Origin of the sequence: Candidatus Mycolicibacterium alkanivorans (genome assembly GCF_022760805.1) — a bacterium.
GTDB lineage: Bacteria > Actinomycetota > Actinomycetes > Mycobacteriales > Mycobacteriaceae > Mycobacterium > Mycobacterium alkanivorans.
Genome location: NZ_JAIVFL010000001.1, coordinates 3,600,753 through 3,612,914, shown reverse-complemented (window position 1 = coordinate 3,612,914; position 12,162 = coordinate 3,600,753). Strand labels below are relative to the sequence as shown.

The 12,162-nt window shown below is 69.0% G+C and carries 12 protein-coding genes; 8 read left to right on the top strand and 4 right to left on the bottom strand.

Annotation, left to right across the window (positions count from 1 at the left end):
• The first annotated feature begins 57 nt into the window (after nucleotides 1-57).
• Genes K9U37_RS17680 through K9U37_RS17655 form a run of 6 tightly spaced genes read left to right on the top strand, consistent with a single transcriptional unit; the run spans nucleotide 58 to nucleotide 5,359 of the window.
• Nucleotides 58-915 (top strand): ABC transporter ATP-binding protein, encoded by an 858-nt coding sequence (locus K9U37_RS17680; protein WP_243072803.1) that lies wholly within the window; start codon nucleotides 58-60, stop codon nucleotides 913-915.
• Entirely contained in the window at nucleotides 912-1,733 is an 822-nt protein-coding gene (locus K9U37_RS17675; protein ID WP_243072802.1) for an NUDIX hydrolase, read from the top strand. The genes K9U37_RS17680 and K9U37_RS17675 overlap by 4 nt, the downstream gene beginning before the upstream one ends.
• Nucleotides 1,734-1,736: 3 nt before the next feature.
• Entirely contained in the window at nucleotides 1,737-2,450 is a 714-nt protein-coding gene (locus K9U37_RS17670) for an enoyl-CoA hydratase (protein ID WP_243072801.1), read from the top strand.
• 10 nt (nucleotides 2,451-2,460) lie between these two features.
• Nucleotides 2,461-3,447 carry a class I SAM-dependent methyltransferase gene (locus K9U37_RS17665; protein WP_243072800.1) on the top strand — a complete coding sequence of 329 codons (987 nt, stop codon included), beginning with the start codon at nucleotides 2,461-2,463 and terminating at the stop codon, nucleotides 3,445-3,447.
• Complete coding sequence (locus K9U37_RS17660) at nucleotides 3,405-4,622, top strand: THUMP-like domain-containing protein (protein ID WP_252394750.1); 1,218 nt, start codon at nucleotides 3,405-3,407, stop codon at nucleotides 4,620-4,622. Before K9U37_RS17665 ends, K9U37_RS17660 begins: the two co-directional genes overlap by 43 nt.
• Nucleotides 4,623-4,681: 59 nt before the next feature.
• Complete coding sequence (locus K9U37_RS17655) at nucleotides 4,682-5,359, top strand: esterase (RefSeq protein WP_243072798.1); 678 nt, start codon at nucleotides 4,682-4,684, stop codon at nucleotides 5,357-5,359.
• A 2-nt stretch (nucleotides 5,360-5,361) separates the two neighbouring features.
• Here K9U37_RS17655 and K9U37_RS17650 read toward each other — a convergent pair whose 3' ends face one another.
• The gene (locus tag K9U37_RS17650) at nucleotides 5,362-6,663 is read right to left on the bottom strand and encodes a BamB-related PQQ repeat family beta-propellar protein (RefSeq protein ID WP_243072797.1); all 1,302 of its coding nucleotides are present in this window, start codon (nucleotides 6,661-6,663) and stop codon (nucleotides 5,362-5,364) included.
• A gap of 62 nt (nucleotides 6,664-6,725) precedes the next feature.
• Here K9U37_RS17650 and K9U37_RS17645 point away from each other — a divergent pair, with 62 nt between their 5' ends.
• A complete protein-coding gene (locus K9U37_RS17645; protein WP_243072796.1) occupies nucleotides 6,726-7,463 on the top strand; it encodes an acyltransferase in 738 nt (245 codons plus the stop codon).
• An 85-nt stretch (nucleotides 7,464-7,548) separates the two neighbouring features.
• Here K9U37_RS17645 and K9U37_RS17640 read toward each other — a convergent pair whose 3' ends face one another.
• Genes K9U37_RS17640 through K9U37_RS17630 form a run of 3 tightly spaced genes read right to left on the bottom strand, consistent with a single transcriptional unit; the run spans nucleotide 7,549 to nucleotide 11,125 of the window.
• Complete coding sequence (locus tag K9U37_RS17640) at nucleotides 7,549-8,787, bottom strand: glycosyltransferase family 4 protein (RefSeq protein ID WP_243072795.1); 1,239 nt, start codon at nucleotides 8,785-8,787, stop codon at nucleotides 7,549-7,551.
• Nucleotides 8,784-10,352: a 1,4-alpha-glucan branching protein domain-containing protein gene (locus K9U37_RS17635; RefSeq protein ID WP_243072794.1), complete on the bottom strand. Its 1,569-nt coding sequence runs from the start codon at nucleotides 10,350-10,352 to the stop codon at nucleotides 8,784-8,786. Before K9U37_RS17635 ends, K9U37_RS17640 begins: the two co-directional genes overlap by 4 nt.
• The gene (locus K9U37_RS17630; protein WP_243072793.1) at nucleotides 10,349-11,125 is read right to left on the bottom strand and encodes a class I SAM-dependent methyltransferase; all 777 of its coding nucleotides are present in this window, start codon (nucleotides 11,123-11,125) and stop codon (nucleotides 10,349-10,351) included. The genes K9U37_RS17635 and K9U37_RS17630 overlap by 4 nt, the downstream gene beginning before the upstream one ends.
• Before the next feature lie 208 nt (nucleotides 11,126-11,333).
• Here K9U37_RS17630 and K9U37_RS17625 point away from each other — a divergent pair, with 208 nt between their 5' ends.
• Nucleotides 11,334-12,128, top strand: coding sequence for an electron transfer flavoprotein subunit beta/FixA family protein (locus K9U37_RS17625; RefSeq protein WP_243072792.1), 795 nt, complete (start codon nucleotides 11,334-11,336; stop codon nucleotides 12,126-12,128).
• Nucleotides 12,129-12,162: the final 34 nt, after the last annotated feature.

Below are 12,162 nucleotides of genomic sequence, written 5' to 3'. Positions count from 1 at the left end.
GGCCCACCGCGTCGGCGATTGACGCCACGCCGACCCCGGCACCGCTGCGGCGCCCGAATGCGGCACGATGGTGCAGTGTCCGACTATGCCGCCGCGGTCGACCCCGACCTCCTGATCGACTTCCGGAAAGTATCGCTGCGCCGCGGGGGCCGTGTCCTGGTCGGACCCGTAACCTGGCAGGTCGAACTCGACGAACGCTGGGTGGTGATCGGGCCGAACGGGGCCGGCAAGACGTCGCTGCTCCGGATCGCCGCCGCGATGGAGCACCCCTCCTCGGGAACGGCCTATGTGCTCGGCGAGCGCCTCGGGCGCGTCGACATGGCTGAGCTTCGCCAGCGGGTGGGGTTGAGCAGTTCGGCGCTGTCCCAGCGGGTGCCCGACAACGAGGTGGTGCGCGACCTGGTGGTTTCGGCTGGTTATGCCGTGCTCGGGCGCTGGCGGGAGAACTACGAGGACGTCGACTACGCCCAAGCCGTCGAGATGCTGGAGAGCGTGGGCGCCGAACACCTGGCCGAACGGGTCTACGGCACGCTGTCCGAAGGAGAGCGCAAGCGCGTGCTGATCGCCCGGTCGCTGATGACCGACCCGGAGCTGCTGCTGCTCGACGAACCCGCCGCCGGACTTGACCTCGGCGGCCGCGAGGAACTCGTCGCCCGGCTGGCCGACCTGGCCGCCGACCCGGACTCGCCGGCGCTGGTCCTGGTCACCCACCACGTCGAGGAGATCCCGCCCGGCTTCAGCCACTGCCTGATGCTCTCCGAGGGCCAGGTGGTGGCGGCGGGCCTGCTGCAGGACACGCTGACCGCCGAGAACCTGTCCGCGGCGTTCGGACAGTCGATCGCCCTGGACACCATCGACGGCCGCTACTTCGCCCGGCGGGTCCGCACTCGCGCGGCGCACAGGAGGCGTTCATGACTGACAAGCCCGAGCCGCTGCCGGTGCGTCCGGCGGCGACGGTGATGCTCGTCCGCGACACCCCGTCGGGCATCTCGGTGTTCCTCATGCGCCGGCACAGCGCCATGGAGTTCGCCGCCGGAGTGATGGTGTTCCCCGGCGGTGGTGTCGACGACCGCGACCGCAACGCCGACATCGGCTGGCACGGCCCGGGCCCGCATTGGTGGGCCGAGAGGTTCGGCGTCGAACCGGATCTGGCCGAGGCTCTGGTGTGCGCGGCCGCCCGGGAGACCTTCGAGGAGTCCGGTGTGCTGTTCGCGGGGCCGGCCGACGACCCGGACGGCATCGTCGCCGACGTGTCGATCTACCACCCCGAGCGCGCGGCGCTCGTCGACCGCAGCCTGTCGTTCTCCGACTTCCTGCGCCGGGAGAAGCTGGTGTTGCGCTCCGACCTGCTGCGGCCGTGGGCCAACTGGGTGACCCCCGAGGAGGAGCGCACCCGCCGCTACGACACCTACTTCTTCGTCGGGGCGCTGCCGCGCGGACAGCGCGCCGACGGTCAGAACACCGAATCCGACCACGCCGCCTGGAGCAGCCCGGAGGCGGCGATCGAGGACTTCGCCGAAGGCCGGTCGTTCCTGCTTCCGCCGACCTGGACCCAACTCGACTCGCTGGCCGGCCGCACCGTCGACGAGGTGTTGGCGCTGGAACACAAGATCGTCGCGGTTCAACCTAATCTTGCTGTGCAGGGCGGCAAGTGGGAGATCGAATTCTTCGACAGCGATCGCTACAACGCCGTGCGCAACCGCCGAGCCCCACTCGGCTACGGCGAGGCGTGAGTGGTGCGCGAGTTCGTCAGCGTCCATGTCGGTGAGCAGTACCCGGGCGTGGGGATTGTGCTCATCACCCGGATGCCCACCAACGCGCTGACCCGGCAGGCCCACCGCGAACTGGTCTTCGCCGCCGCGGAGGTGGCCGAGCGCACCGACATCGCCGCCGTCATCCTGTTCGGCGGCCACGAGATCTTCTCGGCCGGCGACGACGTCCCCGAGCTGCGCACGCTCAACCGCGAGGAAGCCGTCACCGCCGACCGGGTCCGCCGTGAGGCGCTCGACGCCGTAGCCGCCATTCCCAAACCCACCGTCGCGGCGGTCACCGGGTACGCGCTGGGCAGTGGGCTGAGCCTGGCCCTGGCCGCCGACTGGCGCATCAGTGGAGACAACGTGAAGGTCGGGGCGACCGAGATCCTCGCCGGGCTGGTGCCCGGTGGCGGCGGTTGCGAGCGGCTGGCCCGGGCGATCGGCGTGTCCCGCGCGAAGGAACTGGCCTTCAGCGGACGCTTCGTCGGCGCCAAGGAGGCACTGAGCCTGGGTTTGGTCGACGAGCTGGTGGCCCCGGACGACGTCTTCGACGCCGCGGCGGCGTGGGCGGGACGCTTCGTCGACACCTCCCCGGCAGCGCTGGCAGGTGCCAAAGCCCTCATCGACGGCCGTCTGGGGCCCGATGAGCAGGCAGAACGCTACGGCGAGGTCTTCACCGCCGGTGACGGGAGTTAGGCTGCCCTGCATGACCGATGTTGATTCCGACGTCGCCGGCTATCCCGCGCCGACCTCGCACGCCACCGCGGAACAGGTCGAGGCCGCGCTCCAGGACAGCAAGCTGGCCCAGATCCTCTATCACGACTGGGAGGCCGAGTCCTACGACGACAAATGGTCGATCTCCTACGACAAGCGCTGCGTGGACTACGCCCGCGACCTGTTCGACGCCACCGTGCCGCCCGAGGAGCTGCGTGAACTGCCCTACGAACGGGCGCTGGAGCTCGGCTGCGGCAGCGGCTTCTTCCTGCTGAACCTCATCCAGGCCGGGGTGGCGCGCCAGGGCTCGGTGACCGACCTGTCGCCGGGCATGGTCGAGGTCGCCACCCGCAACGGCCAGAACCTGGATCTGGACATCGACGGCCGAGTCGCCGACGCCGAGGGCATCCCGTACGACGACGACACCTTCGACCTCGTCGTCGGCCATGCCGTGCTGCATCACATCCCCGACGTGGAGAAGTCGCTGAGCGAAGTGGTCCGGGTGCTCAAGCCGGGCGGGCGGTTCGTGTTCGCCGGTGAGCCGACCACGGTGGGCAACACCTACGCCCGCTCACTGTCGACACTGACCTGGCGGGTGGCCACCAACGTCACCAAGCTGCCCGGGCTGCAGGGCTGGCGGCGCCCGCAGGCCGAGCTCGACGAATCCTCGCGCGCGGCGGCCCTGGAGGCCGTCGTGGACCTGCACACCTTCGATCCGGCTGACCTCGAACGGATGGCCAGCAACGCGGGTGCGGTCGAAGTGTCCACGGCGACAACGGAGTTCACCGCCGCGATGCTGGGCTGGCCGCTGCGCACGGTCGAGGCCATGGTGCCCCCGGGCAAGCTCGGCTGGACCTGGGCCAAGTTCGCCTTCAACAGCTGGATCGGGCTGAGCTGGGTCGACGACAACGTGTGGCGGCGCGTGGTGCCCAAGGGCTGGTATTACAATGTGATGATCACCGGGGTCAAGCCGTCCTGACGTTCGGGCGCGATGACGTCGCCTACCTGACCAGTGACGCCGGGGCCGCCGCGCTCGACGAGGTCGCCCGCTGCCCGTTGACCGATGCGAGCCGGGTCGCCGACGTCGCCGCCATCCGGTCCCGCTACGCCGGGCGCAGCACCGCGCTGATCGAGACCACTCTGCTGCGGCGCAAAGCGGCCCCCAAGCTCGCCGGGCTGGCCGACGTCTCGGGCTGGTTGTTCACCGACGAGGCGCTGCAGCAGGCCACCGCCGCGCCGGTGGCGGCACACCGGGCCGCCCGGCTGGCCGGTGCCTCGGTGCACGATGCCACCTGTTCGATCGGCACGGAACTGGCCGCGTTGCGCTCGACCGCGGCCTTCGTCATGGGCAGCGATCTCGACGAGGTGCGGCTGGCGATGGCCCGGCACAACCTGCCCGACGTGGCGCTGTGCCGCGCGGACGCGCTGCGTCCGGTCAGCCGCGACGCCGTCGTGCTGCTCGACCCGGCCCGTCGCAGCGGTGGGCGGCGCCGGTTCGACCCGCGCGCCTACACCCCGCCGCTGGACGCACTGATCGAGATTTACCGCGGGCGCGCCACGGTCATCAAATGCGCGCCCGGCATCGACTTCGACGCGGTGCGCAGGCTGGGGTTCGACGGCGAGATCGAGGTGACCTCGGCGGGCGGATCGGTGCGCGAAGCCTGCCTGTGGGCGGCACCGCTGGCCGTACCGGGGGTGCGCCGTCGGGCGTGCGTGCTCGACCGTGCCGAGGTGGTGACCGACGCCGATCCTGACGACTGCCCGACAGGGCTGCCGGGGCGCTGGATCATCGACCCGGACGGCGCGATCGTGCGGGCCGGTCTGGTCCGGCACTACGGCGCTCGGCACGGACTGTGGCAGCTCGACCCCGACATCGCCTACCTCACCGGTGACAAGCTGCCGGCCGGCGTGCGCGGGTTTGAGGTCATCGAGCAACTGCCGCTGCGGGAAAAGACACTGCGCCAAGCACTTTCGGCACAGGACTGCGGCGCGCTGGAGATCCTGGTCCGCGGTGTCGACGTCGACCCCGATGCGCTGCGCCATCGGCTTCGTCCCAGCGGTAACATCCCGCTATCGTTGGTGATCACCCGGATCGGATCCGGAGCAGGCGAGCGGACCGTGGCGTTTCTGTGCCGGGCCTCCGTCGGCTCGTAGCGCGGGTACGCTGGCGGCGACGGCGCCGGGGCCGTCCCGAGTGCGAGGAACGTCGAAGAATGCGCACGTTTAGCCTGGCCGCACTGCTGGCCGCGGGTGCCCTGATCGGTGGACCCACCATTGTCGTGGCCAGCGCCCAGAACGACTGCGCGGCGCTGGGCGGGGCCCTCGAGTCCGGCAACGTCTGCCACGTCAGCGTCACGAAACCCGCTTACACGATGGATCTGCGGTTCCCCACCGACTACCCCGACGAGCAGGCCATCGTCGACTACCTGACGCAGAACCGCGACGGCTTCGTCAACGTCGCCCAACCGGACTCGCGGAACCTGCCCTACGAAATGGACGCCACCTCACAGACATTGAGCTCCGCCCAGACCCAGAGCGCGGTGCTGAAGATCTTCCAGGACGTCGGGGGAGCGCACCCGATGACCTGGTACAAGGCGTTCACCTACGATTTGGCCCAGCGCAAGCCGGTCACGTTCGACACCCTGTTCGCCCCCGGCGTCCAGCCACTGGAGGCGATCTTCCCGATCGTGCAACGCGAACTCAGACGTCAGACCGGCTTCACCGGAGCCATCTCAACCGGCGACGGAATGGACCCGTCGCACTACCAGAACTTCGCCATCACCGACGACGCGGTGATCTTCTACTTCGGCCAGGGCGAGCTGCTGCCGTCCGACGCCGGGGCCACCTCGGCAGCGGTGCCGCGAACGGCCATTCCGCCGCTGCAACTCTGAGCTTAGACCGGCTCGAAGCTGTAGACCTGGCCTGCGCTGGTGGTGATCACCACGCGTCGGTCGTGGCCCACCGACACGCCCACCGGATAGCCGTCCGCCGACGGCAGCGGGTAGCTGTTGAGGATACGGCCGTCGGCTAAGCCGAACACCAGCAGCGACAAGCCGGTAGAAGGCGCGGCGACGACGGTGTAGGCCACCTCGGCGCCGGCCTGGCTGGCCGTCGCCAGCGGCGAGACGTCGTCGCGGTGCCACACCGCCTCGCCGTGATCGCCGGCGTCTTTGAGTGCGACCAGGCGGGTGTCGGGTCCGCTGCCGGCCACGATCAACCCCGAAGGCGACACCGACGGTGGCGTCTGCGGCTGAAAGCCTAGCGGCGCAGACCATTTCACCTTCCCGTCGGAGGCGTTCAGCGCCCACAGCCGACGATCGCGGCCGTTGACATACACGGTCTTGCCGTCGGGCGAGAGCACCGGTGCGGCGAGCACACCGGCGGCCACCGCCTCGCTGGTCCACTCCTTGGTGAGCAGCGGCGTCTGCCCGGGGTGGTACTGCAGGCCGACGAGCACCGACGCCTTCGCTCCGGGCTGCCACACCCCGACCACGATCATGTTCGTCCCCGGGGAGAACGCCGGTGCGGCCGAGACCGGGCACCGTGGTAGCGCCTGCGCGCAGTCGTCGAGGCCGCGGGTGGAGTCGGTCGGGTCCAGCCCTTCGACCAGGTCCATCGGGGCGCCCGTCACGACGCCGCGATGGGACTCGAAGACCAGCACCTGCCCGAGGTGGGTGATGACGAGAAGCTCGCCACCGCCGAGAAACCTTGTGGTGGTGGGCATTCCGATGACGTTCTCGCGCCAGCGCACCCACTGCGTGGGAGGGTAGGACAGCATCAGTCCGGGCTGGCCGATGTACAGGTTGTCGAACTGGTCGAACAGCGGGCTGGCGAAGCCGCCGCCGAGCACCATGCGGGTGCACCAGCGCTGGCGCCCGTTGTTGTCGTTCTCCCACACGATCAGCGAGCAGCCGCCGGCGGTCTGGCCGTTGACGGCCAGGTAGCTACCCGCCCCGAGGGCGGCGGCGGCATCCAGCGCACCCTTGACCGAGCGGCTCCACGTCAGTTTGAGCGTCGCAGATCCGGCGGTCGGCGTGTAACTGGAGTTCGCGGCGTCGGCGTACTGGGCGGACCAGCTCTGCGCGGCGGTGGACTGCACCCAGGAGTCGGTGTTTGCGCATCCAGCCGAGGCGCTCACGACCAGCGTCGTCGACGCCAACGCGAGCAACCGCCGCAGCACTCGTGTCCTTCCCATTCCGGAACGTGACAGTACAGGCGAGGGTAACGCGGGCCCGTGCTCGGTTAGGCTTTCAGGCCATGACGACGATGTGGGGTGCGCCGATCCACAAGCGCTGGCGGGGCTCGCGGCTACGCGACCCGCGTCAAGCCAAGTTCCTCACCAAGGCGTCGCTGAAATGGGTCATTGCCAACCGGGCGTACACGCCGTGGTATCTGGTGCGGTACTGGCGGCTGCTCAAGTTCAAGCTGCAGAATCCGCACATCATCACCCGGGGCATGGTGTTCCTCGGAAAGAACGTCGAGATCCATGCAACCCCGGAACTGGCCCAGCTGGAGATCGGCCGCTGGGTGCACATCGGGGACAAGAACACCATCCGCGCCCACGAGGGCTCGCTGCGTTTCGGTGACAAGGTGGTCCTCGGCCGCGACAACGTCATCAACTGCTACCTGGACATCGAGTTGGGTGACTCCGCGCTGATGGCCGACTGGTGCTACGTGTGCGACTTCGACCACAGGATCGACAACATCGAGATGCCGATCAAGGACCAGGGCATCATCACGAGCCCGGTGCGCATCGGCCCGGACACCTGGATCGCCACCAAGGTCACCATCCTGCGCGGGACGACCATCGGGCGTGGCTGCGTCCTGGGCGCGCATGCCGTGGTCAAGGGCGACATCCCGGATTTCTCGATCGCCGTCGGCTCACCGGCCAAGGTGGTCAAGAACCGCAAGCTGGCCTGGGAGACCTCGGCTGCCCAGCGCGCCGAGCTGGCGGCGGCGCTGGCCGACATCGAACGCAAGAAGGCCAGTCGCTAGCTTTCCTCCCCGCGAGCAGGCGCAGAATCGCACGGATTGCGCGCCAAACGTGCGATTGTGCGTCTGCTCGGCAGAACGGGCGGGGTCAGTCGGAGCGGCCGGGCAGTGCGTGCTCGATGATCGGCCGCCGCGGCAGTGGCTCGCGTTCGCGGCGTTTGGCGGCCAGATACACCTGCGCGGTCGCGGAGGCCACGGTGCGCCAGTCGAAGTCCGACGTCAGTCGCCTGCGCGCGGCCTGCGCACGCTGCTGGGCGGCGGCCGGATCATCGAGAACGGCGCGTACCGTGGCGGCCAGTGCGGCGACATCGCGCGGCGGGCAGGACATTCCGGTCTGACCGCTGATCACCGCTTCGCCGAGTCCGCCGACGTTGGAGGTGACCAGGGGAATGCCGGCCGCCGCCGCCTCCAGTGCGACGATGCCGAACGGCTCGTAGTGGCTGGGCAGCACCGCAACGTCGGCGCGGTGCAGCAGGTGCAGCAGTTCGTCATGGTCGACGCGGCCGACAAAGTGAACCGCCTTGAGCACCTTGTGTTTTCGGGCCACCTCAACCAGCCATTTGTGCTGGGTGCCGTCTCCGGCGATGGTCAGCGTGGTACCGGGATGGGTACGACGGATGCGGGGCAGCGCCGCGATGGCCTCGTGGACGCCCTTCTCGTACTCCAGCCGGCCGAAGAACAACAGCTCGGGCGGCCCGGCGTGGTGACGACGGCGGGCGAACGGCCAACGGCTGGAATCTATTCCGTTCGGAACGACGGCGATCTCGGCCAGGCCGGGACCGAACAGGTCGGAGATCTCGTCGGCCATCGACGCCGAACATGTGATCAGCGAATCCGATTCGCGGACGAACCACGACTCGGTGGCGTGCACCTGCTGGCTGATCCGGCCCGACACCCAGCCGGCATGCCGGCCGGCCTCGGTCGCATGGACCGTGGAAACCATTGGTACGTCGAAGAATTCGGCCAGGGTTATCGCAGGATGGGCGACCAGCCAGTCGTGGGCGTGGACCACGTCGGGCTGCCAGCCCTTGGCGTGCAGGCTCAGCCCGGCGCGCAACATGGAGTGGCCCATGGCCAGCGTCCAGGCCATCAGGTCGCGGCCGAAGTCGAACTCGTGCGGATCCTGGGCGGCGGCGATCACTCGCACGTCCTCGTGCACCTCGTCGGTGGTCGGGTGGGTGCTGGGGTCGGTCCCGGTGGGGCGTCGGGCCAGGACCACGACCGCGTGCCCGTCGGCAGCCAGTGCGGTGGCCAATTGGTAGACGTGGCGGCCAAGACCGCCCACCACCACCGGGGGGTACTCCCACGACACCATCAGGATCTTCATCGCGGCAGCCGCCGGGCATCCAGCGCACCGAACAGGCCGTCGGCGCGGTTCCAGCCGTCCGCCAATCGTTGGGCGACCTCGCGGCGTCCGGAGGCCAGCGCATCGGCGATCTCCCGCATCGCGTGCGCGTGCAGACGGGCCCGGTAGCGGGCGTAGTCGGCCGCAGAGTCCTTGCTGACCATGAACGGCCAGTCGCTGGACACCGTCAGTAGCGTCTCACGCAGGATCTGGTCGGCGACGAAGTCTCGGGTGGGCGCAGTGTCGGTCTGCGCCAGCGCCTTGTCGACGGTGCTCAGCGCGGTGTCGACGACCTCGGCATTGAGCGCGACCAGATCGGCCACCTTCTCGCCCGACCACACCGTCCAGTCCTTGCCGGAACCCCAGGAGCTCGGTGGCAAATCGACTGGCGTGCCGACGAATCCACCGGCAAGTGCGTCACCGAGCGTGCCGACGTGGACCCCGGCTGCGGGCAGCGCGCGCAACAACCGCTCCAGCCACATCGGGCCCTCGTACCACCAGTGCCCGAACAGTTCGGTGTCGAAGGCTGCCACCACGTGCGCGGGCCGTCCGATGCGCTCGGACTCGGAGATCATGCGCTGCCGAACCAGAGTGACGAAGTCGGCGACGTGGGCGTCGATCGCGCGCTCGGCGCGCTGCGGGTCGTAGGGCGCCTTGTCGTCGGAGGCGACGTTGCGTCCGGTCACCCGGGCGGGTTTGAGCCCGGTGAGGTGGTCGAAGGTGTGGAAGTCGCGGTAGGCCGCATGTCCGGGATAGCCGGACTTCGGCGACCACACCCGGTAACTGACTTGCAGGTCGCGGCCGAACGCCACCACATCGGTCTGGCCGACCGGCCGGCCCAGCGCGGTGTCACCGTGCAGCGAGGGTCCGTCGACCATGAAGTGACTCACGCCGGCGCCGGCATAGTCGTGCTCCATACCGGGGGCGTAGGCACACTCCGGTGCCCAGATGCCCGACGGAGTGTGCGCGAAGCGCTGGCGGGCGTCGGCCAGACCTTCGTGCAGCGCGAATTCGCGCAGCCGCGGGTTGAGCAGCGGCTGGAACGGGTGGGCCAGCGGCCCGCCGAGCAACTCGACCGTGCCGGCGTCGATGAGCTCGCGCAGTAGCGGGCTCGCGCCGTGACGCCACAGCGTGGTGAAGTCCTCCAGCGCCTGGGCGGCCTCCTCGTACTCGCGAATCCCGAACTGGCGCAACGCCTCCGGGGTTGTCGCGGTGCCCTCGGCGGCGCCTGTCGGGGTGTGCAGGTTGGCCGCCTCCCATGCCCGCAGCTGCCAGTTGGCCAGCCACTGGTGCATACCGTCGAGGCAGTACGGGTCGTCGAGCTGAGCGGTGACCACCGGCGTCACGCCCAGGGTGAGCAAACCGCGCCGGTTCTCGGCGGCCAGCGTCCGCAGCACCCGCATCAGCGGGAGGTAGGCCGCCGACCAGGACTGGAAGAGCCACTCCTCACCGACTGGCCAGCGGCCGTGGTGGGCCAGCCAGGGCAGGTGGGTGTGCAGCACCAGGGTGAGCTGCCCGGGGACCGGTTCCGGCTGCGGCGCGCTCACGGCCGCTCCGCGATCGCCACCAGATCCAGACTTTCGTCGATGTTCCGTTCGCATGCGTCCAACAGATCGAAGTCGTCGGAACCCACCGCGGCGACGTCGGCCAGCAGGTCGTCAGGCCACGGAGCGTCGGTCAGGGCGCGCTCGATCTGGGCGTCGATGATGGATCCGCCGTGGCGGGCGTCCATCCCCTGTAGCCGGATGCCGTGGAAGACCCCGCTCATCGGCTGCATCCGAAAACCGCCGTCAGTCAGCAGTTCGGCCAGCTCAGCGGCGTTGAGCTCGCGGGTGTGGAAAGGGTTGACCGGGGTGTCGCGGCCGGGGGAGAAGGTGATGCGGTTTGGCGTCGACATCAGCAGCAGACCGCCCGGGCGCAGCACCCGTGAGCATTCCGTCACGAACTGTGGCTGATCCCACAAATGCTCTATGACCTGGAAGCCCACCACAACGTCAACCGAAGCAGCCAGCAGCGGCAACGACGTCAGGTCGGCCGCCAGGACCTGCACCTGAGGGTAGCGGGCCCGCACATGAGCCACCGCCGCCGCGTCGTAGTCGACGGCTATCACCCGCCGCGCCGCCGAGGCGATCAGATCGGCGCCGTAGCCTTCCCCGCACCCTGCTTCGAGCACGTCACGACCTGCGCAAACGCTACTGAGCCGAAGATATACGACCTCGTGGCGGCGGAACCAGTAGTTCTCCTCCGCCAGCCCCGGGATGGTCCGCTCGCCGGTCAACGGCAAGCTACCGTCGTCCGCGTCCGGCACGAATGCGCTCATTGCAAGGCAGGTTAACCCGAACTCGGCGGTTCGCGAACCGCTCAGGGGTCCCATGGGCTGCTCGAACACAAACTTCGACCGGCTATGGTGTTCCTGCGAACCACTCAAAGTTACTGGTGAGTAACACGGTGTGAGTTGCGAAAATGACCCAATGTCTTGCGTCCCTCTGTCGGCGCAGGACTCCTGCCAGGAGGACGTAGGAAGACTCATGACGAACATCGTGGTCCTGATCAAACAGGTCCCAGACACCTGGTCCGAGCGCAAGCTGTCCGACGGTGACTACACCCTGGATCGCGACGCCGCCGACGCCGTGCTGGACGAAATCAACGAGCGTGCCGTCGAAGAGGCCTTGCTGATCAAGGAGCGGGAAGGGGATGCAGGCGGCAGCGTCACCGTGCTGACCGCCGGCCCGGAGCGCGCCACCGAGGCGATCCGCAAGGCGCTGTCGATGGGTGCCGACAAGGCGGTTCACCTGCTCGATCCGGGCCTGCACGGCTCGGACATGGTCCAGACCGGCTGGGCGCTGGCCCGCGCGCTGGGCACGATCGAGGACACCGACCTGGTCATCGCCGGTAACGAGGCGACCGACGGCACCGGCGGTGCTGTTCCGGCGATCATCGCCGAATACCTCGGCCTGCCGCAGCTGACCCACGTGCGCAAGCTCTCGGTCGAGGGCGGCAAGGTCACCGCCGAGCGTGAGACCGACGATGGCGTGTTCACCCTCGAGGCCTCGCTGCCCGCCGTGGTCAGCGTGAACGAGAAGATCAACGAGCCGCGCTTCCCGTCCTTCAAGGGCATCATGGCCGCCAAGAAGAAGGAAGTGGTCACGCTCACGCTCGCCGAGATCGGTGTGGAGCCTGACGAGGTCGGCCTGGCCAACGCCGGCTCGACCGTGCTGGCATCGACCCCGAAGCCGCCGAAGACTGCCGGCGAGAAGATCACCGACGAGGGCGAGGGCGGCAAGAAGATCGCCGAGTACCTCGTGGCGCAAAAGATCATCTAAGACCCGTCCCGGACCACTCCAGAGAACAAGAGGC